Annotated in this window: 23 protein-coding genes; 2 read left to right on the forward strand and 21 right to left on the reverse strand. The window is 68.4% G+C overall.

What is annotated here, in order from left to right:
- Positions 1 to 13: 13 nt before the first annotated feature.
- From ribB to rpiB, 6 genes are read right to left on the reverse strand one after another with little or no spacing between them, the layout of a single operon-like run.
- Positions 14 to 1,159 (reverse strand): 3,4-dihydroxy-2-butanone-4-phosphate synthase, encoded by a 1,146-nt coding sequence (gene ribB, locus IE246_RS09040; protein WP_189988614.1) that lies wholly within the window; start codon positions 1,157 to 1,159, stop codon positions 14 to 16.
- Positions 1,160 to 1,167: 8 nt separating this feature from the next.
- Positions 1,168 to 1,800 (reverse strand): riboflavin synthase, encoded by a 633-nt coding sequence (locus IE246_RS09045; protein WP_189988615.1) that lies wholly within the window; start codon positions 1,798 to 1,800, stop codon positions 1,168 to 1,170.
- A 10-nt stretch (positions 1,801 to 1,810) separates the two neighbouring features.
- Entirely contained in the window at positions 1,811 to 2,920 is a 1,110-nt protein-coding gene (gene ribD / locus IE246_RS09050; protein ID WP_308434482.1) for a bifunctional diaminohydroxyphosphoribosylaminopyrimidine deaminase/5-amino-6-(5-phosphoribosylamino)uracil reductase RibD, read from the reverse strand.
- A gap of 31 nt (positions 2,921 to 2,951) precedes the next feature.
- Positions 2,952 to 3,422: a transcriptional regulator NrdR gene (nrdR, locus tag IE246_RS09055; RefSeq protein WP_189988616.1), complete on the reverse strand. Its 471-nt coding sequence runs from the start codon at positions 3,420 to 3,422 to the stop codon at positions 2,952 to 2,954.
- A gap of 31 nt (positions 3,423 to 3,453) precedes the next feature.
- Positions 3,454 to 4,746, reverse strand: a complete 1,293-nt coding sequence (gene glyA / locus IE246_RS09060) for a serine hydroxymethyltransferase (RefSeq protein WP_189988617.1) — start codon at positions 4,744 to 4,746, stop codon at positions 3,454 to 3,456.
- A 46-nt stretch (positions 4,747 to 4,792) separates the two neighbouring features.
- Positions 4,793 to 5,254: a ribose 5-phosphate isomerase B gene (gene rpiB, locus IE246_RS09065; RefSeq protein ID WP_189988618.1), complete on the reverse strand. Its 462-nt coding sequence runs from the start codon at positions 5,252 to 5,254 to the stop codon at positions 4,793 to 4,795.
- Positions 5,255 to 5,537: 283 nt separating this feature from the next.
- Between rpiB and IE246_RS09070 the strand changes: the two genes are divergently transcribed.
- Complete coding sequence (locus IE246_RS09070) at positions 5,538 to 5,987, forward strand: Ros/MucR family transcriptional regulator (RefSeq protein ID WP_189988619.1); 450 nt, start codon at positions 5,538 to 5,540, stop codon at positions 5,985 to 5,987.
- Between the two features lie 59 nt (positions 5,988 to 6,046).
- On the opposite strand, the gene IE246_RS09075 is transcribed toward IE246_RS09070, so the two are convergent.
- Entirely contained in the window at positions 6,047 to 6,250 is a 204-nt protein-coding gene (locus IE246_RS09075) for a DUF6898 family protein (protein WP_189988620.1), read from the reverse strand.
- 82 nt (positions 6,251 to 6,332) lie between these two features.
- Here IE246_RS09075 and IE246_RS09080 point away from each other — a divergent pair, with 82 nt between their 5' ends.
- Positions 6,333 to 7,565, forward strand: a complete 1,233-nt coding sequence (locus IE246_RS09080) for an acyl-CoA dehydrogenase (RefSeq protein WP_189988621.1) — start codon at positions 6,333 to 6,335, stop codon at positions 7,563 to 7,565.
- Positions 7,566 to 7,610: 45 nt separating this feature from the next.
- Here the strand turns inward: IE246_RS09080 and IE246_RS09085 are convergent, their stop codons facing one another.
- The 14 genes from IE246_RS09085 to nuoG all read right to left on the reverse strand — a co-directional run bounded on the left by IE246_RS09085 (position 7,611) and on the right by nuoG (position 21,962).
- Positions 7,611 to 8,042: a hypothetical protein gene (locus IE246_RS09085; RefSeq protein WP_189988622.1), complete on the reverse strand. Its 432-nt coding sequence runs from the start codon at positions 8,040 to 8,042 to the stop codon at positions 7,611 to 7,613.
- A gap of 380 nt (positions 8,043 to 8,422) precedes the next feature.
- Positions 8,423 to 8,677: a DUF1467 family protein gene (locus IE246_RS09090; RefSeq protein WP_189988623.1), complete on the reverse strand. Its 255-nt coding sequence runs from the start codon at positions 8,675 to 8,677 to the stop codon at positions 8,423 to 8,425.
- A 9-nt stretch (positions 8,678 to 8,686) separates the two neighbouring features.
- Positions 8,687 to 9,091, reverse strand: a complete 405-nt coding sequence (gene mce / locus IE246_RS09095) for a methylmalonyl-CoA epimerase (RefSeq protein ID WP_189988624.1) — start codon at positions 9,089 to 9,091, stop codon at positions 8,687 to 8,689.
- 28 nt (positions 9,092 to 9,119) lie between these two features.
- Positions 9,120 to 10,787, reverse strand: a complete 1,668-nt coding sequence (locus IE246_RS09100; RefSeq protein WP_189988625.1) for a ribonuclease J — start codon at positions 10,785 to 10,787, stop codon at positions 9,120 to 9,122.
- A 1-nt stretch (position 10,788) separates the two neighbouring features.
- Positions 10,789 to 11,595, reverse strand: a complete 807-nt coding sequence (locus IE246_RS09105; RefSeq protein ID WP_189988626.1) for a type III pantothenate kinase — start codon at positions 11,593 to 11,595, stop codon at positions 10,789 to 10,791.
- A 10-nt stretch (positions 11,596 to 11,605) separates the two neighbouring features.
- Complete coding sequence (locus IE246_RS09110; protein ID WP_189988627.1) at positions 11,606 to 12,355, reverse strand: biotin--[acetyl-CoA-carboxylase] ligase; 750 nt, start codon at positions 12,353 to 12,355, stop codon at positions 11,606 to 11,608.
- A gap of 10 nt (positions 12,356 to 12,365) precedes the next feature.
- Complete coding sequence (gene nuoN / locus IE246_RS09115) at positions 12,366 to 13,817, reverse strand: NADH-quinone oxidoreductase subunit NuoN (RefSeq protein ID WP_189988628.1); 1,452 nt, start codon at positions 13,815 to 13,817, stop codon at positions 12,366 to 12,368.
- Positions 13,818 to 13,838: 21 nt separating this feature from the next.
- Complete coding sequence (locus IE246_RS09120; RefSeq protein WP_189988714.1) at positions 13,839 to 15,350, reverse strand: NADH-quinone oxidoreductase subunit M; 1,512 nt, start codon at positions 15,348 to 15,350, stop codon at positions 13,839 to 13,841.
- 7 nt (positions 15,351 to 15,357) lie between these two features.
- Positions 15,358 to 17,286 (reverse strand): NADH-quinone oxidoreductase subunit L, encoded by a 1,929-nt coding sequence (gene nuoL / locus IE246_RS09125; protein WP_189988629.1) that lies wholly within the window; start codon positions 17,284 to 17,286, stop codon positions 15,358 to 15,360.
- A 3-nt stretch (positions 17,287 to 17,289) separates the two neighbouring features.
- On the reverse strand, positions 17,290 to 17,598 hold the full coding sequence (nuoK, locus tag IE246_RS09130) for an NADH-quinone oxidoreductase subunit NuoK (protein ID WP_189988630.1): 309 nt from the start codon (positions 17,596 to 17,598) through the stop codon (positions 17,290 to 17,292).
- A 1-nt stretch (position 17,599) separates the two neighbouring features.
- Positions 17,600 to 18,214, reverse strand: coding sequence for an NADH-quinone oxidoreductase subunit J (locus IE246_RS09135; protein ID WP_189988631.1), 615 nt, complete (start codon positions 18,212 to 18,214; stop codon positions 17,600 to 17,602).
- 99 nt (positions 18,215 to 18,313) lie between these two features.
- A complete protein-coding gene (gene nuoI / locus IE246_RS09140; RefSeq protein WP_189988632.1) occupies positions 18,314 to 18,802 on the reverse strand; it encodes an NADH-quinone oxidoreductase subunit NuoI in 489 nt (162 codons plus the stop codon).
- A 25-nt stretch (positions 18,803 to 18,827) separates the two neighbouring features.
- Entirely contained in the window at positions 18,828 to 19,832 is a 1,005-nt protein-coding gene (nuoH, locus tag IE246_RS09145; RefSeq protein ID WP_189988633.1) for an NADH-quinone oxidoreductase subunit NuoH, read from the reverse strand.
- A 30-nt stretch (positions 19,833 to 19,862) separates the two neighbouring features.
- Positions 19,863 to 21,962: an NADH-quinone oxidoreductase subunit NuoG gene (gene nuoG, locus IE246_RS09150; protein ID WP_189988634.1), complete on the reverse strand. Its 2,100-nt coding sequence runs from the start codon at positions 21,960 to 21,962 to the stop codon at positions 19,863 to 19,865.

Genomic DNA, 21,962 nt, shown 5'->3' on the forward strand with positions numbered 1-21,962 from the left:
TTTCGTTATCCCTTCAGTCGAGACGGGGCAGCGGCCGATGGTCGACGACCGTCAGCCCGTAACCCTCGAGCCCGATGATGGTGCGCTTGGTGTTGGTCAGCAGGACCATCTGGTGGATGCCGAGATCCAGCAGGATCTGGGCGCCGACCCCGTAGTCGCGCAGCTCGTGCTCGGGGGCGCGGCCCTCGGCTTGGGCCCGCAGCTTGGCCTTGATCTGGTCGGACAGCGCGGTCGCCGTCGGCTCGCGGATCAGCACGACCACGCCGCGCCCGGCCTCGCCGATCGCCTGCATGGCCGCCTGCAGCTCGCCGCCGCCGCGCTGGCTGGAGCGGTTGCCGAGAACGTCGTCGAGCACGCTGAGCGCGTGCATGCGGACCAGCACCGGGTCGGGCGTGGTGATGTCGCCCTTCACCAGCACCACGTGCTCGGCATAGGTGATCTTGTTGGTATAGACGATCATCCGCCAGTCGCCGCCGAACCGGCTGTCCAGCCCGGTCTCGACCGCCCGCTGCACGATGCTCTCGGTGCGCCGGCGGTGGGCGATCAGGTCGGCGATGGTGGCGATCTTGAAGCCGTGGTACTGCGCGAAGGTCACCAGGTCGGGCAGCCGGGCCATGGTGCCGTCGTCGTTCATGATCTCGCAGATCACGCCCGACGGATTCAGGCCGGCCATCCGCGCGATGTCGACCACCGCCTCGGTGTGCCCGGCGCGGACCAGGGTGCCGCCGTCGCGCGCCAGCAGCGGGAACACGTGGCCCGGGGTGACGATGTCCTCGCGGCTCTTCTCCGGGTCGATCGCCACCTGGATGGTGTGGGCGCGGTCGTGCGCCGAAATCCCGGTCGTCACGCCCTCGCGGGCCTCGATCGACACCGTGAACGCGGTCTCGTGCCGGGTCTCGTTCTTCGACGACATCAGCGGCAGGCCGAGCCGCTGGATGCGGTCGCGGGTCATCGACAGGCAGATCAGGCCGCGCGCGTGCTTGGCCATGAAGTTGATGACCTCGGGGGTCACCATCTGGGCCGGGATGCAGAGGTCGCCCTCGTTCTCCCGGTTTTCGTCGTCGACCAGGATGAACATCCGGCCGGACCGCGCCTCCTCAACGACCTCCTCGATCGAAGAAAGCGCGCCCTTGTAGACATCGGCGAGAGTGTCGGCCATGTGCGTGATCACCTGCCGCCGGCGGCGGCGCTGGTCGAGAGAAGCCGCGCAACGTAGCGTGCGAGCGGGTCCACTTCCATATTCAAAACGTCGCCGGGCCGGCGGTTTCGGAACGTCGTATGTGCCCAGGTGTGGGGGATCAGGTTGATCCAGAACCGCCGGTCCTGGACGCCGTTGACGGTCAGCGACACCCCGTCGAGCGCGACCGACCCCTTCTCCGCGACCAGTCCCTCCAGCCCTTCCGGCGCGAGCACCTGGATGCGATGGCTGTCGCCGACCGGCTCGATGGTCTCCAGCACCGCCAGCCCGTCGACATGGCCGGTGACCACGTGGCCGCCCATCTCGTCGCCCATCCGCAACGAGCGCTCGAGGTTGATCTCGGTGCCGACCGTCCAGGTGCCGAGCGAGGTCCGCGACAGGCTTTCGCCAGAGACGTCGACCGCGAACCAGCCGCCGCCATTCCCTGCGCGGCCGTCGCCGGCGCCCTTCTCGACCACGGTCATGCAGGCGCCGCCGCAGCAGATCGACGCACCGATCGCCACCTCGTCCATCGGATAGGCGGTCGCGATCTCGATTCGGGTGTCGCCTCGGCGCTCGATCGAGCGGACGCGGCCGACGTCGGTGACGATGCCTGTGAACATGCGCCGGAACTTAGGGCCGACGCCGGTAGGTTTCCAGCACATCCTCCCCGAGAACCGTGCAACCCTGCCTTTCGAAGCGCGGAGCGTCGGCCGGGGTGGCGGCTCGCAACGGATCCACGGCGGCCAGACCGTCGCCGCCGAGTAGCATCGGGGCCCGGTACCAGGCGATCTCGTCGACCAGCCCGGCCGCGACCACCGACCGGGCGACGCCGGCCCCGCCCTCCACCAGCAGGCGCCCGATCCCGCGGCCGGCCAGCGCCACCAGGGCCGCCGCGATCGCCGGGCGTCCGGTCCCGTCCGGCTCGGCGGCGATCACCTCGACCCCACGGGCGACGAGCGCCGCCGCCCGCCCGCCGTCATGATCCGTACAGGTGACCACCCAGGTCGGCGCGGCGCGTGCCGTGCGGACCAGGCTGGAATCCGGCGACAGCCGCAGCGAACTGTCGAGAACCACCCGCACCGGCGACCGTCCGGCCAGGCCGGGCGCCCGGCAGGTCAGCGCCGGGTCGTCGGCGAGCGCGGTTCCGATGCCGACGAGAATGGCATCCTGGCGCGCCCGCATCGCGTGGGCGTGGGCCCGGGCGGCAGCGCCGGTGATCCAGCGGCTGGCTCCCGAGGCCGTGGCGATCCGGCCGTCCAGCGAGGTCGCGAGCTTGAGGGTGACGTGAGGCCTGCCGGCGGCCACGCGCGCCAGGAACCCCTCGGCCGCACGGGCAGCCGCCTGCTCGCCGACCCCGACCGTCACGGCGATGCCGGCCCGGCGCAGGATCTCGAAGCCGCCGCCGTCGACCCGCGGGTCGGGATCCCCGACCGCCGCCACCACGCGCGCGACTCCGGCCGCGACAAGGGCCTCGGCGCAGGGCGGGGTGCGGCCGTGATGGGCGCAGGGCTCGAGGGTGACGTAGGCGGTCGCGCCGCGCTCGGCGGCACCGGCCTGGGCCAGCGCCACCGCCTCGGCGTGGGGCCGGCCGCCGGCTGCGGTGCGGCCGCGGCCGACCACCCGGCCGCCACGCACCAGCACGCAGCCGACCGGCGGGTTCTCGGCGGTGTCGCCGACCGCGGCCCGGGCCAGCCGCAGCGCCAGTTCCATCCACCGTCGGTCGTCGGCCGCGTCGGTCACGGCGCGGGCCCTCCGTCGTTCAGGGCGGCTGTCAGTCGCGGTCCAGGTCGCCGCCGGTCTGGATGTTCTCGACGAAGTTCTCGAAGTCCTTCGCCTCGCGGAAGTTCTTGTAGACCGACGCGAACCGGACGTAGGCGACCTGGTCGACGTTGGCGAGCGCGTCCATCACCATCTCGCCGATCACGTCGGACGGGATCTCGCTCTCGCCCATGCTCTCCAGCCGGCGCACGATGCCGGTGGTCAGGCGCTCGATCCGCTCGGGGTCGATCGGCCGCTTGCGCAGCGCGATCTGGATCGAGCGGGCCAGCTTGTCGCGGTCGAACGGCACGCGCTTGCCGGTCTTCTTGAGCACGGTCAGCTCCCGCAGCTGGACGCGCTCGAAGGTGGTGAAGCGGGCGCCGCAGGCCGGGCAGAACCGGCGCCGGCGGATCGCCGTGTTGTCCTCGGTCGGACGCGAGTCCTTCACCTGGGTATCGTCGTTCCCGCAGAACGGACAGCGCATGCCTGTCGCCTCCCCCTCGCCTGAGTGCCGGTCAACCGAGATCCGGATAGATCGGGAACCGGCGGCACAGCTCCTCGACCCGCCCGCGGACCGCCTGCTCGACCTGGGCGTCGCCCTCCGGGTTGCGGGCCAGCGCGTCCATCACGTCGCCGATCAGCGCGCCGACCTGCCGGAACTCGGCGACGCCGAAGCCGCGGGTCGTGCCGGCCGGAGTGCCCAGGCGGATGCCCGAGGTGACGGCCGGCTTCTCCGGGTCGAACGGCACGCCGTTCTTGTTGCAGGTGATGCCGGCGCGCTCGAGCGCGATCTCGGTATCGCGGCCCTTCAGGCCCTTCGGGCGCAGATCGACCAGCATCAGATGACTGTCGGTGCCGCCGGACACGATCGCCAGCCCGCGCTCCTCCAGGGTGGCGGCAAGCGCCTTGGCGTTGTCGACGACGGCCCGTGCGTAGGCCCGGAACTCCGGCTTCAGGGCCTCGCCGAACGCCACCGCCTTGGCGGCGATCACGTGCATCAGCGGACCGCCCTGCAGCCCCGGGAACACCGCCGAGTTGATCTTCTTGCCGAGGTCGGCATCGGTCGACAGCACCATGCCGCCGCGCGGGCCGCGCAGGGTCTTGTGGGTGGTCGTCGTCACCACATGGGCGTGCGGCAGCGGGCTCGGATAGACCCCGCCGGCGACAAGGCCGGCGAAGTGCGCCATGTCGACCATCAGATAGGCCTCGACGGAATCGGCGATCGCGCGGAACCGCGCGAAGTCGATGATCCGCGAATACGCCGACCCGCCGGCGATGATGATCTGCGGGCGATGCTCGTTGGCCAGCGCCTCGACCTGGTCGTAGTCGATGCAGCCGTCGGACTGGTTGACGCCGTAGCCGATCGCCTTGAACCACTTGCCCGACTGGTTCGGCGCGGCGCCGTGGGTCAGGTGGCCGCCGGCGTCGAGCGACATGCCGAGGATGGTGTCGCCGGGCCGCAGCAGCGCCATGAACACCGCCTGGTTGGCCTGGGCGCCGGAATGCGGCTGCACGTTCGCGAACGCACAATCGAACAGCCTGGTGGCTCTTTCGATCGCAAGGCGCTCGGCGACGTCGACATACTCGCAGCCGCCGTAGTACCGGCGGCCGGGATAGCCCTCGGCATACTTGTTGGTCAGAACCGAGCCCTGCGCCTCAAGCACCGCCCGCGAGACGATGTTCTCGGAGGCGATCAGCTCGATCTGGGTCTGCTGGCGGCGCAGCTCGCCGGTCAGAGCCTCGAGCAGTTCGGGATCGGCGGCGCTCAGCCGCTCCCCGAAGAAGGCCGAGGCATCGGTATGGGGCATGGCAGCGGTCGTCATTGGCGAAGGGCCTCGTTCGGTCGGAGTCGGATCAGGCGACGCTCGGCTTGTCCGGCGGCGTCCCCAGCTTTGTGACACGCCGGACGTGCCGGTCGCCGGCGAACGGCGTGTTCAGAAACATGCGCAGGGCTTCTTTCGCAACCTCGATGCCGATCAGCCGCTCGCCGAACGCGATCACGTTGGCGTCGTTGTGCTCGCGGCACAGCCTGGCGCTGGTCACGTCGTGGCACAGCGCCGCCCTGACCCACGAATACCGGTTGGCGGCCATGCTGATGCCGATCCCCGAGCCGCATACGAGAACGCCCCGCGCGGCCTTCCCGTCGGCGAGCGCGGCCGCCATGCGGTACCCGTAGTCCGGATAGTCGACCGACGCCGTCGATTCGGTACCGAGGTCGAGGACGGCGAAGCCCAATGCCGTCAGCTCTTCGGTCAAGGCCGTCTTCAACGCGAGCCCGGCGTGGTCGGATGCCAGTGCGATGACCTCCTGGGTCATGGGCGCGGAGCTCCTGCTGATCGAACGAGCCCCCATATACGCCAAATCATCGCCCGCTGGCCACAACTCGTGGCGTTCGCCCGGCCCGCCGGGGAACGCTGCCGCCGGCCCGCCACGATCCGGCAGCGAGAAGTCGAGCGGGTCCCGTGCACTGGAGGTCGTTCTCGGCTTCAAGAGTTGATGGCATGTAAACTTCTATAAAATCCTCAGAGGTCGCGTTGACTCGCCGCTGCCCGTGTGCCACCTAACCGTCAATCTCCCTTAACCGCAACTGGTTGCCTTCATGACTGAAGAATCGAACAAGGACGACAACGGCGGAAAGTCTCTGATCGAGATGACGACCACCGTGGTCGCCGCGTATCTGAGCAACAATTCCGTCGCGTCCAGCCAGATCTCCGAAGTGATCCACACGGTTCACGACGCCCTCCAGGGCCTCGCGGCGGGCGGTCACGAGCCGGAGCCCGAGCCGCTCAAGCCGGCCGTCCCGATCAAGAAGTCGGTGACGCCGGACTACATCGTGTGCCTGGAGGACGGCAAGCAGCTGAAGATGCTGAAGCGCCACCTGCGCACGACCTACGACCTGACCCCGGAAGAGTACCGCGCGAAATGGGGGCTGCCGGCCGACTACCCGATGGTGGCGCCGAACTATGCCCAGCAGCGCTCGGAGTTCGCGAAGAAGATCGGCCTGGGCCGCCAGTCGACCCGCCGCAGCGGCCGCCGCAAGGCCGGCTGAAAGCTGGCCGGGCCGGTCGTTTCCGGCCCGGCTCCCGCACTGCCGGGCGGGCGGTCGCTTCAAGGGCGTCCGCCCGTCTTTCGTTTCTCCATCACATACTGCAGCTTGCGCAGCGCGGCCCGCCGCAGCGCCGTTTCGCCGCTTGCCGGATCGCCGACGATCGAGGCCTCGATCCCGGTTGCCGGGTCGATCGCGCTGACCTTCACATACGCCCCGACACTGATGAACTCGAAGATGACGCCGTCGTCGCGACCGGTGGCCATCGCCCTGCCTTCCCGCACAATTGGACCCGGCGGTCCGTCGGCGTATATATGGCCTGAAAACTGTCGCTTCGAGGAGCTTTCGATGACCACCCCCGTGGCCGCGGCGGCCGGCGCCCCCGCCTCCAAGACTTCCAGCCGACCCGACTTCGCCTGGGACGATCCCCTGCTCCTGGACGATCAGCTGAGCGAGGACGAGCGAATGGTGCGCGACGCCGCGCGCGACTACTGCCAGGAGCAGCTCCTGCCGCGGGTCCGCGAGGCGTTCCGCAACGAGGTGTTCCATCGCGAGATCATGAACGAGATGGGCGCCCTCGGCTTCCTCGGCTCGACGATCGGCGAGGAGTACGGTGGCGCCGGCGTCAACCACGTCTGCTACGGCCTGATCGCCCGCGAGGTCGAGCGCGTCGACTCCGGCTACCGCTCGGCGATGAGCGTGCAGTCGAGCCTGGTCATGCACCCGATCCACGCCTACGGCTCCGAGGAGCAGCGCCGCAAGTACCTGCCCAAGCTGGCGAGCGGCGAGTGGGTCGGCTGCTTCGGGCTGACCGAGCCGGACCACGGCTCCGACCCGGGCGGCATGAAGACCCGGGCCGTGAAGGTCGACGGTGGCTACACGCTGAACGGCGCCAAGATGTGGATCACCAACTCGCCGATCGCCGACGTGTTCGTGGTCTGGGCCAAGACCGAGGACGGCGTGATCCGCGGCTTCGTGCTCGAGAAGGGCATGAAGGGCCTGTCGGCCCCGAAGATCGAGGGCAAGTTCAGCCTGCGCGCCTCGATCACCGGCGAGATCGTGATGGACGGCGTGTTCGTGCCGGACGAGAACCTGCTGCCGAACGTCAAGGGCCTGTCCGGGCCGTTCGGCTGCCTCAACAAGGCCCGCTACGGCATCTCCTGGGGCGCGCTCGGCGCCGCCGAGGCGTGCTGGCACGCGGCCCGGCAGTACACCCTGGACCGCAAGCAGTTCGGCCGGCCGCTGGCCGCCAACCAGCTGATCCAGAAGAAGCTGGCGGACATGCAGACCGAGATCACCATCGGCCTGCAGGCCTGCCTGCGGCTAGGCCGGCTGATCGACGAGGGTCGCGGCGCGCCGGAGGCGATCTCGCTGTGCAAGCGCAACTCCTGCGGCAAGGCACTCGACATCGCCCGCACCGCCCGCGACATGCACGGCGGCAACGGCGTGTCCGACGAGTACAACGTGATCCGTCACGTCATGAACCTCGAGGCGGTCAACACCTACGAGGGCACCCACGACGTTCATGCGCTCATCCTCGGGCGCGCCCAGACCGGGTTGCAGGCCTTCACCGGCGCCTGACGAGAGCCGGACCAGCGTTCGGGATGGGGCGTCCTTCGGGGCGCCCTATTTCGTTCTGACGCTGGAGCAGGCGGACGCGAGCGCGTCCTGCTCGGCATCGGTCAGCGACTGGCCGTTGTAGGTCAGCTTGCCGGCGCCGATGTCGTACTTGATGGTGCCGATCGAAGCCTCGCCGCTCGGCGCGAGCAGCGAGTCCGCCGGAACCCCGTATTGCTGCAACACGTCGATCGTCAGGTTGATGGTGATCTCGTTCGGGGCCGTGATCCGCGCCTGGCCGGGCAGGTCCGCCGGGGTCACCGGGTTTCCCCTGGCGTCGACTCCCGGCTTGTAGGCGACATCGGCACTCGCCCGATGCTGAACCAGGCGCCGGCAATCCTCGGGGGCGATCTTGATCTCGCTGGTCGCCCCGGTCTGCGCGAGCGCGACGCTGGCAATTAGCGCCGACGAGGACACCAATACAGAGAGAGCTCGGCGCATTCCTGCCTCCACACGCAGAATTTGAGTTACAATGATACCCAAGCTGGGCATCCATTTGACCAAAAATTGTTCGCGGGGCGAAAAAGTGGTCGACTGCCTTCGATCCTTATCGTATGGTCCGAGCGAAATAAAAAAAGACCGCACCGGCAACGCCGGCACGGCCCGAGTTTAGGGAGGAAACGCCATCAGGCGTTCGTGATCGGTCACCCGATCAACACAAAAGAACGTAGGCATACAGTTTGGAGGTGGCAAGAGCAAAACCGCTTTTGCCGCTTTCTTTTTTGGCAGATCCCCTGATTCTGTTTACTTTTTAGACCGATGCCGCGGATCGGGCAGTCGATTGCCTGTTTCTCGATCAATGCCCCCGGCGCCAAGGAAGGCTACCAGCTCCGGACCGCCTCCCTGAACGAATAGAAGTCGCCTTCGACCACATAGTAGACCCCACCCCAGAGGAGCGCCGCGATGACCGCCGCGGCCAGGGCCTTGCGTCCGAGATAGGGCCGCCTGGGTGCGCTCGTCGCGTGGCCCTTGCCGATCTCGTCCTCGTCGGGAACCTGGACACCGATCGGCAGGGCCATGAAGAACACCAGCCACCACAACAGGATGTAGACGACGACGGCGGAGGCGATGTCCATGGCGTCCCCTCAGGCCTGTTCCAGTTCGACCAACGTGCCGCAGAAATCCTTCGGGTGAAGGAACAGCACCGGCTTGCCGTGGGCGCCGATCTTGGGGTTGCCGTCGCCGAGGACCCGGGCACCGGCCGACTCCAGCCGGTCGCGCGCGGCGCGGATATCGTCGACCTCGTAGCAGACGTGGTGGATGCCGCCGGTCGGCGACTTCGCCAGGAACCCCGCGATCGGCGAGTCGTCGCCGAGCGGGTGCAGCAACTCGATCTTGGTGTTCGGCAGTTCGACGAACACCACCGTGACGCCATGCTCCGGCAGGTCCTCGGCCGCGGACACCGTCGCCCCCAGCGTATCGCGGTAGGTCGCCGTTGCCGCCGCCAGGTCGGGAACCGCGATGGCCACGTGATTGAGCCGACCGATCATCGCCCTCTCCTCCTCCTCCCGGGTGTCGTCAGATCCGCACCACGTGCACGTCGGTCACCGGGCGCTTGCCATGATCGGACCGCACCAGCCGGCGGACCATGCGGCGGGCCGCCTCACGCACCGCCTCGTCGTCGCGCCGGTCGGCCGGCGACATCTTGCCCAGCGTGTCGCGCAGCGCATCGACCGCGTCGTCCTCAAGATCCTCCTCGTCGTCGCCCGTGGCCACGCCGTGGAAGGTCACCACCGGATCGGCCCGCAGCTTGCCGGCCTTGTCCAGCACCAGGGTCACCGAGGCCGCGCCGTTGTACAGCATGTGCCGGCGCGCCTGGATCTGGTCGCTCGCCAGCGGCACCAGCCGACCGCCGTCGATCGTCAGGCTGCCGGACTCGACGTGGTCGACCACCGCCGCCGCGCCGGCGCGCAGCCGGATCATGCTGCCGTTCGACGGCACCACGGCTTCCGGAACCTGGCAGGCCCGGGCCAGCCGCGCATGCTCGCGCAGATGGCGGGCATCGCCGTGCACCGGGACCGCGATGCGCGGCCGCACCAGCTGGTACATCCGGGCGAGGTCGTCGCGGGCCGGATGCCCGGAGACGTGAACCCCCGGATGGTCCTCGGTCGTGAAGATCTCGACGCCGCGCGAAGCCAGCTTGTTCTGGACCCGGGCGATCGCCCGCTCGTTGCCCGGAATCTGCCGGGACGAGTAGATGCAGACGTCGCCGTCGCCAAGCGTGATGTGCGGATGCGTGCCGTCGGCGATCCGGGACAGCGCCGCCCGCGGCTCGCCCTGGCTGCCGGTGCAGATCAGCACGATCTTGTTCTCCGGAAAGAACCCGGCATCGGCCTCCGACACGAAGCTCGGACAGTCCGCGAGGTAGCCGTTCTCCTTGGCGGCGTCGTGCATGCGCCACAGCGAACGGCCGATCAGCGCCGCCTGCCGGTCGTTGGCGGCGGCCGCCTGCGCGATGCTCTCGAGGCGCGCGACGTTCGAGGCGAAGCAGGTCACCGCGATGCGGCCGTCGTACTGGTCGAAGATCTCGGTCAGCGCCATCCGGACCTCGGCCTCGGACCCGGTGCTGCCGGGCTCGAACACGTTGGTCGAGTCGCCGACCAATGCCAGCACGCCCTCGTCGCCGACCGCCCGCAAGGCGTCGAAGTCGGTGGCCTCGCCGACGAACGGCGTCGGGTCGAACTTCCAGTCGCCGGTGTGGACGACCGTGCCGGCGCCGCAGCGCAGGACGATGGCGTTCGGCTCCGGGATCGAGTGGGTCTGGCGGACCATCTCGACCTCGAACGGGCCGACCACGAAGTTGGCGCCGAGCGGCACCTCGCGCAGGTCGACCTCGCCCAGCAGCCCGGCGTCGTCCAGCTTGCGGCGCAGCAGCGAGGCGGTGAACGGCGTGCACCAGATCGGGCAGCGCAGCCGCGGCCACAGGTGCGGCACCGCCCCGATGTGATCCTCGTGTCCGTGGGTCAGCAGCAGCCCGGCCAGCCGGTCGCGGTGCCGGGCGATCGGCTCGATGTCCGGCAGGATCACGTCCAGCCCGGGCATGCTGTCGTCGGCGAAGGTGATGCCGAGGTCGATCATCAGCCACTGTCCGGCATAGCCGTACAGGTTGACGTTCATCCCGATCTCGTCGGAGCCGCCGAGGGGCAGGAAGTAGAGGTCGTCGTCGCGCTCGTCGATCGCCAGCATGTCAGCTCGAATTGCTCCTGTGGATCATACGCAGGCCGGCCAGCGTCAGATCGTCGTCGACGATCTCCAGCGCCGACGTCCACTCCGCGAACAGAGCCGACAGCCCGCCGGTACCGATCACCCGCATCGGGCGGCCGTATTCCGCCCGGATCCGGGCGACCAGCCCTTCGATCATCGCGACATACCCCCAGAAGATCCCGGAGTACATGGCCGCACGGGTATTCTTGCCTATCACCCGGACCGGCTGGTTGTCGCCGGGCCGCTGTTCCGGGGCCCGGATCGCGATCTTCGGCAACTGGGCGGCCGCCATGTACAGGGCGTCGAGCGACAGGTTGATGCCCGGCGCGATGATGCCGCCGGCGTAGCCGCCATCCTCGTCGACCACGTCGAAGGTCGTCGCGGTTCCGAAATCGACGATGATCAGCGGGCCGCCGTACAGCCGGTGCGCCGCCACGGCGTTGACCACGCGGTCGGCCCCGACCTCCTCCGGCCGGTCGATGCGCACCGGGATGCCCAGGTTGACGCCCGCCTCGCCGATCACCATCGGGTCGATCCCGAAATGCTTGCGGCACAGGGTCCGCAGGCTGAACAGCGTGGCCGGCACCACGGTCGCGATGATCACCGACCGGATGCCCTTGGTATCGAGGCCGTCCAGCGCCATCAGCTGGGTTAGCCACACCGCGTACTCGTCGGCGGTGCGGGTCGCCACCGTGGAAGTCCGCCACGAGCCGAGCGGCGCCTCCTCCTCGTCGCCGCGGTAGACCGCGAACACGGTGTTGGTGTTTCCGCAGTCGATGACAAGCAGCATCACCGCCTCCTCACTCCACGATCTCGCCGGACGCGATCCGGCGGATCGAACCGTCTGCCAGTGCCAGCGCGAGAGTCCCGTCGCCCTCCATGCCGGCGAAGCGCCCTTCCAGGCGCTCGTTCCCCTGATAGATGGTGAGCGGCGCGCCGATCGCAGGGCCGCGCGCCAGCCAGGCCGAGCGGATCCCGGCCAGCCCGTCCCGGCACCACTGGCGATATCGGGCTTCGAGGGCCGCGACAAGCGCCTCGAACACGGCGTCGGCCCCGGCACCCTCGACCCGGGAGGTTCGCCGGTCCGGCAGCTCCGGACGGCTCGCCACGTTGACGCCGATGCCGATCAGCACCGCCGACAGCGCGCCGCCCTCGGCGATCGCCTCGAGCAGCACGCCGGCCACCTTGCCGCCGTTCAGGAGCACGTCGTTCGGCCACTTCAGGGCGACGTCGCCGCCGAATTGCGCCACCGCGTCGGCCAGCGCGACCGCCGCCACGATCGACAGCTCGGCGGCGCGCGCGGTCGGCACGTCCGGACGCAGGATCGCCGTCATGTAGACGTTTCCGGGGGGCGAGGACCACGGCCGCCCCATCCGTCCGCGGCCGCCGGTCTGCTCGGCCGCCCGTACCACGGTCCGGCCGGCGGCACCGTCCTCGGCGAGCCGGCGCGCCGCCTCCATCGTGCTCGCGACCGCCCCGAGCTCGACGACCCGCCAGCCGTCCACACCGCCGGCCGAGCCCTCGACCGCCGTGGCGCGCCGCGCCGTCATGCTCGCGGCCTCACGCGCCGAGCAAGCTCACGGCGGCCTGCCGGGCCTGCTCGTAGACCGGCGAAAGGAACAGGAGGAACAGCACGGTCACCACCGCGGAGCCGAACACCACCGCCCGCAAGTCGCCGGCGACGGCGCCGTCGAGCGGCTGGGTCGCGTCGTCGAAGTACATGATCTTGACGATGCGCAGGTAGTAGAACGCCCCCACCACGCTGGCCAGCACACCGATCACCGCGAGCCCGAACAGGCCGGCGTTGACCGCCGCCATGAACACGTACCACTTGCCGAAGAACCCGGCGAGCGGCGGGATGCCGGCCATCGAGAACATGAACACCATCAGCGCGAACGCCAGCATCGGATGGGTCTTCGACAACCCGGACAGGTCGGACAGGCTCTCGACCAGCCGGCCGTCGCGCCGCATCGCCAGGATGATCGCGAAGGTGCCGACGTTCATGAAGATGTAGGTGGCGAGGTAGATCATCACGCCGGTCACGCCGGCCTCATTGCCGGCCGCCACGCCGACCAGGGCGTAGCCCATGTGGCCGATCGAGCTGTAGGCCATCAGCCGCTTGATGTTGGTCTGCACCATGGCGGCGAAGGCGCCGAGCGCCATCGAGGCGATCGAGACGAACACCAGGATCTGCTGCCAGGACGACAGCAGGTCGCCGAACGGCCCGGCGGTGACCCGGACGAACAGCGCCAGGGCCGCCACCTTCGGCGCGACCGCGAACAGCGCGGTCACCGGCGTCGGCGCGCCCTCGTAGACGTCCGGCGTCCACATGTGGAACGGCACCGCCGAGATCTTGAACGCCAGCCCCGAGATCAGGAACACCAGCCCGACCACCAGGCCGACCGACGGCCCGTCGGCCTTCTGGAACACCTCGGCGAGCCCGGTGAAGCTGGTGGTGCCGGCGAAGCCGTACACCAGCGAGCAGCCGTACAGCAGCATGCCGGAGCTGAGCGCGCCCAGGACGAAGTACTTCAGGCCGGCCTCGGTCGAACGCAGGGTGTCGCGCCGGATCGACGCGATGACGTAGAGCGCCAGGCTCTGCATCTCCAGCCCCATGTAGAGCGCGATCAGGTCGTTGGCCGAGACCATCATCATCATGCCGAGCGTCGAGAAAACGATCAGCACGGGGTACTCGAAGCGTCCGCCCCGCTCACGGTCGAAGTAGCCGAACGACAGGATCAGCGCGAACGCCGAGCCGAGCAGGATCAGCACCTTGGCGAAGCGGGCGAAGGCGTCGGTGATGAACAGGCCGAAGAACGCCTCCTGGGTGCCGGACTTGGCCACCACCAGGATGCCCGCCACCAGCAGGGCCAGCACCGCCAGCCAGCCGGGCGCGCGCATGCCGCCGGAGCCGCGGAACACGCCGAACATCAGCAGCAGGGCGCCGACGATCGCGAGAAAGATCTCGGCCGTGGCCGGTGCCATGACGGGAAGGCTGGTCACCGCGTTCATCAGAGGCTTCTCCCGGCGCCGTCAGCGGGCGGCCACGGCGGTCCCGGCATGACCGAGAGCCACCTTGTAGTTTGTGATCAGGTTGTCGACCGAGACCGACATCATGTCGATGAAGGTGGACGGATAGATCCCCATCCAGAACACCAGCACGATCAGCGGCGCGAACACCGCGATCTCGCGCGGGCTCAGGTCCAGCAGCGCCTTCAGGCTGTCCTTGTCGAGCACCCCGAAGATCACCCGGCGGTACAGGTACAGCATGTAGGCCGCCCCCAGGATCAGGCCGGTCGCGGTCAGGGCCGCCAGCCAAGTGCTGACCTGGAAGGCGCCGGCCAGGATCAGCAGCTCGCCGACGAAGCCGCTGGTGCTCGGCAGGCCGACCGAGGCCATCATGAACACCATGAACACCAGCGCGTAGCGCGGCATGTTGTTGGCCAGCCCGCCATAGGCGGCGATCTCGCGGGTGTGCATGCGGTCGTAGACCACGCCGACGCACAGGAACAGCGCGCCCGAAACGATGCCGTGCGACAGCATCTGGAAGATCGAGCCCTCGACGCCCTGGGTGGTCATCGTGAACATGCCGATGGTCACGAAGCCCATATGCGCCACCGACGAGTAGGCGATGAGCTTCTTCATGTCCTCCTGCACCAGCGCCACCAGCGAGGTGTAGATCACCGCCACCACGCTCAGCGTGTAGACCAGCGGCGCGAAAGCGTCGGACGCCTCCGGGAACATCGGGATCGAGAACCGCAGGAACCCGTAGCCGCCCATCTTCAGGAGCACGCCGGCCAGGATGACGGAACCGGCGGTCGGCGCCTCGACGTGGGCGTCCGGCAACCAGGTGTGCACCGGCCACATCGGCACCTTGACCGCGAACGACGCGAAGAACGCCAGCCACAGCCAGGTCTGCGCCTCGGCGGCGAACCTGAAGGCCATCAGGGTCGGGATGTCGGTGGTGCCGGCCTGCCAGTACATCGCCAGGATGGCGATCAGCATCAGCACCGAGCCCAGCAGGGTGTACAGGAAGAACTTGAACGCCGCGTACACCCGGCGCTTGCCGCCCCAGACGCCGATGATCAGGAACATCGGGATCAGGACGCCTTCGAAGAAGACGTAGAACACCAGGATGTCCAGGGCGCAGAACATGCCGACCATCAGGGTCTCGAGGACCAGGAAGGCGATCATGTACTCCTTGACCCGGTTCTGGATGGCTTCCCAGCTGGCCAGGATGCAGATCGGCGTCAGCAGGGTCGACAGCAGCACGAACCACATGGAGATGCCGTCGACGCCGACGTGGTAGGCGATCGACGAGCCGGGAATCCACTCGTAGCGCTCGACGAACTGGAAGTCGGCCGTGGTCGGGTCGAACCGGTACCAGATCAGCAGCGACAGCAGGAACACGGCGCCGGACGTCAGCAAGGCCTGCCAACGGCAGTTGCTGGCCACCTGGGCCTCGTCGCCGCGGGTGGCCAGGATCATCAGGACCCCGACCAGCGGCAGGAAGATGACGAGGGTCAGAAGCGGTGCATCGCCCATCATGACATCAGGCTCCGAAGGCCAGGTACCAGCTCACCAGGGCGACCACCCCGATCAGCATCGCGAAGGCGTAGTGGTAGACGTAGCCGGTCTGCAGCCGGCCGGCCCGGGCCGCGACCGCGCGGGCGACCGCCGACACGCCGTCCGGGCCGAAACCGTCGATGATCGCGCGGTCGCCGCCCTGCCAGAACGCCAGGCCGGCCTGCCAGGAGCGCTTGACGAACAGCCAGTCGTACAGCTCATCGAAGTACCACTTGTTCAGCAGGAACAGGTAGACCGGGCGGAACGCGGTCGCGAGCCGGGCCGGCAGCTCGGTGCGGAACATGTACAGCAGGTAGGCGAGGCCGATGCCGATCAGGCCGACCACCAGCGGCGCCAGCTTGACCCACATCGGCACATGGTGGGCCGCCTCGATCGAGTTGTTCTCTGCGAGGATCTTGATCGACGCACCCCAGAACTCCGCCATGCCGTGGCCGACGAAGGTCTCGTAGGCGACGAAGCCGCTGAGCACCGCGCCGACCGCCAGGACGCCGAGCGGGATGGTCATGACCAGTGGTGACTCGTGCACGTGGTGCAGCACCTCGTGCGACATCCGCGGCTTGCCGTGGAAGGTCATGATGATCAGGCGCCAGCTGTAGAATGCGGTCATCGCGGCGGCGGCGATGCCCATCCAGAACGCGAACTGCCCGACCCCGCTGTGGGCGCCGTAGGCCGCCTCCAGGATCATGTCCTTGGAGTAGTAGCCGGCGAACAGCGGGATGCCGGCCAGCGCCAGGCTGCCGATCCACATCATCGCGTAGGTGAACGGGATCTTGCGCCAGATGCCGCCCATGTTGCGCATGTCCTGCTCGTCCGACAGGGCATGGATCACCGAGCCGGCCGACAGGAACAGCAGCGCCTTGAAGAAGGCGTGGGTCATCAGGTGGAAGATCGCGGCCGGATAGGCCGAGACGCCGAGCGCGAAGAACATGTAGCCGAGCTGGCTGCAGGTCGAGTACGCGATCACCCGCTTGATGTCGTTCTGGCACATGCCGACGGTGGCCGCGAAGAACGCCGTCGCGGCGCCGACGATCGTCACCACCTCGAGGGCGACCGGCGCGTACTCGAACAGCGGCGACATCCGGGCGACCAGGAACACGCCGGCGGTCACCATGGTGGCCGCATGGATCAGCGCCGACACCGGGGTCGGGCCCTCCATGGCGTCCGGCAGCCAGGTGTGCAGGCCGAGCTGGGCGGACTTACCCATGGCGCCGATGAACAGCAGGATCGCCACGACGGTCAGGGCGTCGCCCTGCATGCCGAGGAACTCGAACGGCATGCCCGCCTTGTCCGGGGCCGCCGCGAAGATCGCGTCGAAGCCGACCGAGTCGAACAGCACGAAGCAGCCGAAGATGCCGAGCGCGAACCCGAAGTCGCCGACCCGGTTGACGATGAACGCCTTGATCGCCGCCGCGTTGGCCGACGGCTTGTGATACCAGAAGCCGATCAGCAGGTAGGAGGCGACGCCGACGCCCTCCCAGCCGAAGAACAGCTGGACCAGGTTGTCGGAGGTCACCAGCATCAGCATGGCGAAGGTGAAGATCGACAGATAGGCCATGAACCGCGGGATCGACGGGTCGTGGCTCATGTAGCCGACCGAGTACACGTGGACCATGGACGACACCACGGTCACCACCAGCACCATCACCGCGGTCAGGGTGTCCCAGCGCAGCGCCCAGTGCGCCTCGAAACTGCCGGAGACCACCCAGGTCAGCACCTCGACCGTGAAGGTCTTGCCGCCCAGGGCCACTTCCCAGAACGCGACGATGCCCAGCACCGCCGAGACCAGCATGGCGCCGCAGGTCACGATCTGGGCGCCCCGGTCGCCGATGACCCGGCCGCCGAACCCGGCGATGATGGCGCCGACCAGCGGCAGGAAGACGATCGCGGAGTACATCCCTCAGCCCTTCATCAGGTTGATGTCCTCGACCGCGATCGAACCGCGGTTGCGGAAGTAGACGACCAGGATCGCCAGGCCGATCGCCGCCTCGGCCGCCGCGACGGTCAGCACGAACAGAGCGAACACCTGGCCGACCAGGTCGCCGAGGAAGGTGGAGAACGCCACGAGGTTGATGTTGACCGCGAGCAGCATGAGCTCGACCGACATCAGGATGATGATGACGTTCTTGCGGTTCAGGAAGATGCCGAAGATCCCGAGCGTGAACAGGATCGCCGCCACGGTCAGGTAGTGGCCGAGACCGATCTCCATGTCAGACCCCTCCCCCTCGGGTCACCTTGACGACTTCCACGACCTCCTCCGGACGCCGGGCGTTCTGCGCCTCGATCGACTGCCGGCGCACGCCCTCGCGCGACCGCAGGGTCAGCACGATGGCGCCGATCATGGCGATCAGCAGGATCAGGCCGGCGGCCTGGAACAGGTAGACGTAGCGGGTGTAGAGCAGCCCGCCGAGCGCATGGGTGTTGGTGGTCTCGGCGACCGGCGGAACCGGCGCGGTCAGCGCGTCGGGCACGCCCGGCGCCACCGTCCACGCCCCGGTCACCAGCACCAGCTCGGCCAGCAGCACCAGGCCGATCGCCGCCCCCACCGGCAGGTACCGGATGAAGCCCTGGCGCAGCTCGACGAAGTTGATGTCGAGCATCATCACCACGAACAGGAACAGCACCGCGACCGCGCCGACGTAGACGACGACCAGGATCATCGCCAGGAACTCGGCGCCCATCAGCACGAACAGGCCGGCCGCGTTGAAGAACGCCAGGATCAGGAACAGGACCGAATGCACCGGGTTGCGCGAGGTGATCACCATCGCGCCCGACGCCACCGCGACCGCGGCGAACAGGTAGAAGACCAGGGCCTGAACGACCATCCCGCTTCCTTCCCCGGGTAGAACCCGGTTTGTCTCGGCTCCGGATCAAGCTTGTCCGTCAGCCGGTTATCCTACGTTCTTCATATCCGACGCGAAGCGTCAGCGATACGGCGCATCCGCCGTCAGGTTCTGCGCGATCTCGACCTCCCAGCGGTCGCCGTTCGCGAGCAGCTTTTCCTTGTTGTAGAACAGCTCCTCGCGGGTCTCGGTCGCGAACTCGAAGTTCGGCCCCTCGACGATGGCGTCGACCGGGCAGGCCTCCTGGCAGAACCCGCAGTAGATGCACTTGGTCATGTCGATGTCGTAGCGGGTCGTTCGCCGCGACCCGTCGGCGCGCGGCTCCGCCTCGATGGTGATCGCCTGGGCCGGGCAGATCGCCTCGCACAGCTTGCAGGCGATGCAGCGCTCCTCGCCGTTCGGGTAGCGGCGCAACGCGTGCTCGCCGCGGAACCGCGGGCTGAGCGGGCCCTTCTCGTACGGGTAGTTGATCGTCACCTTCGGCTTGAAGAAGTACTTCAAGGTCAGCCCGAGGCCGGACAGCAGCTCGGCCAGCAGAAGGCTCTTGGGTCGGAATCCCACGGAAGCCATGGTCGTTACCTCGCTCCTCGGCCGCTCACGGCACCCAGTCGAACGCCACCAGCACGCCGGCGGTCACCACCACCCACAGCAGCGACAGCGGCAGGAACACCTTCCAGCCGAGCCGCATGAGCTGGTCGTAGCGGTAGCGCGGGAAGGTCGCCCGGACCCACAGGAAGAAGAACAGGACGAAGGCGATCTTCAGGGCGAACCAGATCGGGCCGGGAATCCAGTTGAACGGCGCGATGTCGAACGGCGGCAGCCAGCCGCCCAGGAACAGGACGGCGGTCATGCCGCTCATCAGGATCATGTTCGCGTACTCGCCGAGGAAGAACAGCGCGAAGCTCATCGACGAGTACTCGACGAAGTACCCCGCCACCAGCTCCGACTCGCCTTCCGGCAGGTCGAACGGCGACCGGTTGGTCTCGGCCAGGGCCGAGACGAAGAAGATGACGAACATCGGCAGCAGCGGGATCGCGAACCACACGGTGCGCTGCGCTTCGACGATGTCGCTGAGGTTCAGCGAGCCGACGCACAGCAGCACGGTGATGATCACGAAGCCGATCGAGACCTCGTACGACACCATCTGCGCGGCCGAGCGCAGGGCGCCCAGGAAGGCGTACTTCGAGTTCGAGGCCCAGCCGGCCATGATCACGCCGTACACGCCGAGCGACGAGATCGCGAACAGGTACAGCACGCCGACGTTGATGTCGGCCAGCACCATGCCGGCGTCGAACGGGATCACCGCCCAGGCGATCAGACTGAGGATGAAGGTCAGCATCGGGGCGGCCAGGAAGACGATCTTGTTGGCCCCCGACGGCAGGATCGTCTCCTTCGCCAGCAGCTTCACGCCGTCGGCGAACGGCTGCAACAGCCCGAACGGGCCGACAACGTTCGGCCCCTTGCGCAGCTGCATGGCCGCGATGACCTTGCGCTCGAAATAGGTGAGATACGCCACCGCCACCAGCAGCGGCACCACGATCGCCAGGATCTGCGCCACGATGATCGCGGTCGGTACGACGTATGTGTCGAGGAAGGTCATGCTCGTCTCGCCCCGCCGGTCTCTGCCGGATCAGCCGTGTGTGCCGGTAGCGGCCGGCTGGCGGCGGAGGACGAACACCTCCGTGCACTCGGCCATGGTCTTTGACGCCCGGCTGATCGGGTCGGTCATGTAGAAGTTCCCGATCGGCGACGCGAACGGTGCGTCGTCGAAGGCTCCCGCCTTGCCGAACTCGCCCCAGGCCGCCGGCTCGATGGTGTCGATCGCGGCGAAGGTATCGTGGTCGCCGCGCAGCGCCTGCCGCAGGGCCGCCAGGTCGTCGAACGGCAGCTTGTGGCCGACCGCCTCGGATAGCGCCCGCAGGATCTTCCAGTCCTCGCGCGCCTCGCCCAGCGGGAATCCGGCGGCGAAGCCCTCCTGGACCCGGCCCTCGGTATTGACGTACAGGCCGTCCTTCTCGGTGTAGGCGGCGCCCGGCAGGACCACGTCGGCGCGGTGCGCGCCGTTGTCGCCGTGATGCCCCTGGTAGACCACGAAGGCGTCGCCCAGCGCGGTGGTGTCGATCTCGTCGGCGCCCAGCAGGTAGACCAGCTTGATCTTGCCGGCCTTGGCGCCGTCCAGGATGCCGGCGACGTCGGCGCCGCCCTTGCCCGGCACGAAGCCCATGTCGAGCCCGGCCACGCGGGCGGCCGCGGTGTGCAGCACGTTGAAGCCGTTCCAGCCCGGCACGGTCTCGCCGTCCTCGTCCCGGGTCGCCGGCTGGATCATGCCGCAGTTCTCGGCGATGGCCCGGGCGGCGGCCAGAACGGCGGCGCCGTCCTTGCGGGCGAGCGCGCCCATGCCGACCACGATCATCGGCTTCCTGGCGGCCTTCAGCACCTCGGCGAACTTGTGCGAGCCGTCGGCGACTTCGGCCAGGGTCTGGGTGCCGGCGCCGAGATGCTCGTAGTCGTAGGTCAGGTCGAGCTGCTGGCCGATCACCCCGATCGGGAAATTGCCGCGCAGCCAGCGCTTGCGGATTCGGGCGTTGACCAGCGCCGCCTCCCAGCGCGGGTTGGTGCCGACCAGCAGCAGGGCGTCGGCGTCCTCGATCCCGGCGATCGTGGTATTGAACAGCCAGCCGCTGCGCGGCCCCTCGCCGATCGCGGCACCGTCCTGGCGGCAGTCGATGTTCGGCGAGCCGAGCGCCGTCATCAGACGCTTCAGCGCGTACATCGCCTCGGCGTCCATGGTGTCGCCGGCGATCGCCGCCATCTCGGCCCCCTTCAGGCCGTTCATGCGCTCGGCCACGGCGGCGAACGCCTCCGGCCAGCTCGCCGGCTGCAGCTTGCCGTCCTTGCGGACGTACGGCCGGTCCAGGCGCTGGCGCTTCAGCCCGTCGCAGGCGTAGCGGGTCTTGTCGGAGATCCACTCCTCGTTGATGTCCTCGTGCAGCCGCGGCAGCACGCGCAGGACCTCGCGGCCGCGGGCGTCGACCCGGATGTTGCTGCCGACCGCGTCCATCACGTCGACCGACTCGGTCTTCTTCAGCTCCCACGGGCGCGACACGAAGGCGTAGGGCTTCGAGGTCAGCGCGCCGACCGGGCACAGGTCGATGACGTTGGCCGACAGCTCGGAGTCGATCGCTTTCTCGAGATAGGTGGTGATCTCGGCGTTCTCGCCGCGGTTCAGCATCCCCATGTCGGTGACGCCGGCGATCTCGGTCGAGAACCGGACGCAGCGCGTGCAGTGGATGCAGCGGGTCATGATGGTCTTGACCAGCGGCCCCATGTTCTTGTCGGTGACGGCGCGCTTGTTCTCGGTGTAGCGGCTGGAGTGCCAGCCATAGGCCATGGCCTGGTCCTGCAGGTCGCACTCGCCGCCCTGATCGCAGATCGGGCAGTCGAGCGGATGGTTGATCAGCAGGAACTCCATCGTGCCCTTCTGGGCCTTCCGGGCGACCTCCGACTTGGTGTGGATCACCATGCCGTCGCCGGCCGGGAACGCGCAGGACGCGATCGGCTTCGGCGCCTTCTCCATCTCGACCAGGCACATCCGGCAGTTGCCGGCGACCGAGAGGCGGTCGTGGTAGCAGAAACGCGGCACTTCGGCGCCGGCGGCCTCGCAGGCCTGCAGCACCGTCGATCCCGCGGGCACCTCCACCTCGATCCCGTCGACCGTCAGTTTCGGCAT

The sequence above is a fragment of the Thalassobaculum fulvum genome (genome assembly GCF_014652915.1).
GTDB classification, from domain to species: Bacteria; Pseudomonadota; Alphaproteobacteria; order Thalassobaculales; family Thalassobaculaceae; genus Thalassobaculum_A; species Thalassobaculum_A fulvum.

What these genes read in the sequence shown, in the direction of transcription:
- nuoL (WP_189988629.1), bottom strand. Translation starts at nt 17,286, where the DNA reads ATGTACTCCGCGATCGTCTTCCTGCCGCTGGTCGGCGCCATCATCGCC.
- IE246_RS09120 (WP_189988714.1), bottom strand. Translation starts at nt 15,350, where the DNA reads ATGGGCGATGCACCGCTTCTGACCCTCGTCATCTTCCTGCCGCTGGTC.
- IE246_RS09085 (WP_189988622.1), bottom strand. Translation starts at nt 8,042, where the DNA reads ATGCGCCGAGCTCTCTCTGTATTGGTGTCCTCGTCGGCGCTAATTGCC.
- mce (WP_189988624.1), bottom strand. Translation starts at nt 9,091, where the DNA reads ATGATCGGTCGGCTCAATCACGTGGCCATCGCGGTTCCCGACCTGGCG.
- IE246_RS09080 (WP_189988621.1), top strand. Translation starts at nt 6,333, where the DNA reads ATGACCACCCCCGTGGCCGCGGCGGCCGGCGCCCCCGCCTCCAAGACT.
- glyA (WP_189988617.1), bottom strand. Translation starts at nt 4,746, where the DNA reads ATGCCCCATACCGATGCCTCGGCCTTCTTCGGGGAGCGGCTGAGCGCC.
- IE246_RS09070 (WP_189988619.1), top strand. Translation starts at nt 5,538, where the DNA reads ATGACTGAAGAATCGAACAAGGACGACAACGGCGGAAAGTCTCTGATC.
- IE246_RS09045 (WP_189988615.1), bottom strand. Translation starts at nt 1,800, where the DNA reads ATGTTCACAGGCATCGTCACCGACGTCGGCCGCGTCCGCTCGATCGAG.
- nuoN (WP_189988628.1), bottom strand. Translation starts at nt 13,817, where the DNA reads ATGAACGCGGTGACCAGCCTTCCCGTCATGGCACCGGCCACGGCCGAG.
- IE246_RS09090 (WP_189988623.1), bottom strand. Translation starts at nt 8,677, where the DNA reads ATGGACATCGCCTCCGCCGTCGTCGTCTACATCCTGTTGTGGTGGCTG.
- nuoI (WP_189988632.1), bottom strand. Translation starts at nt 18,802, where the DNA reads ATGGCTTCCGTGGGATTCCGACCCAAGAGCCTTCTGCTGGCCGAGCTG.
- IE246_RS09100 (WP_189988625.1), bottom strand. Translation starts at nt 10,787, where the DNA reads ATGCTGGCGATCGACGAGCGCGACGACGACCTCTACTTCCTGCCCCTC.
- IE246_RS09075 (WP_189988620.1), bottom strand. Translation starts at nt 6,250, where the DNA reads ATGGCCACCGGTCGCGACGACGGCGTCATCTTCGAGTTCATCAGTGTC.
- ribB (WP_189988614.1), bottom strand. Translation starts at nt 1,159, where the DNA reads ATGGCCGACACTCTCGCCGATGTCTACAAGGGCGCGCTTTCTTCGATC.
- IE246_RS09105 (WP_189988626.1), bottom strand. Translation starts at nt 11,595, where the DNA reads ATGCTGCTTGTCATCGACTGCGGAAACACCAACACCGTGTTCGCGGTC.
- IE246_RS09135 (WP_189988631.1), bottom strand. Translation starts at nt 18,214, where the DNA reads ATGGTCGTTCAGGCCCTGGTCTTCTACCTGTTCGCCGCGGTCGCGGTG.
- nrdR (WP_189988616.1), bottom strand. Translation starts at nt 3,422, where the DNA reads ATGCGCTGTCCGTTCTGCGGGAACGACGATACCCAGGTGAAGGACTCG.
- IE246_RS09110 (WP_189988627.1), bottom strand. Translation starts at nt 12,355, where the DNA reads ATGACGGCGCGGCGCGCCACGGCGGTCGAGGGCTCGGCCGGCGGTGTG.
- nuoG (WP_189988634.1), bottom strand. Translation starts at nt 21,962, where the DNA reads ATGCCGAAACTGACGGTCGACGGGATCGAGGTGGAGGTGCCCGCGGGA.
- nuoK (WP_189988630.1), bottom strand. Translation starts at nt 17,598, where the DNA reads ATGGAGATCGGTCTCGGCCACTACCTGACCGTGGCGGCGATCCTGTTC.
- nuoH (WP_189988633.1), bottom strand. Translation starts at nt 19,832, where the DNA reads ATGACCTTCCTCGACACATACGTCGTACCGACCGCGATCATCGTGGCG.
- rpiB (WP_189988618.1), bottom strand. Translation starts at nt 5,254, where the DNA reads ATGACCCAGGAGGTCATCGCACTGGCATCCGACCACGCCGGGCTCGCG.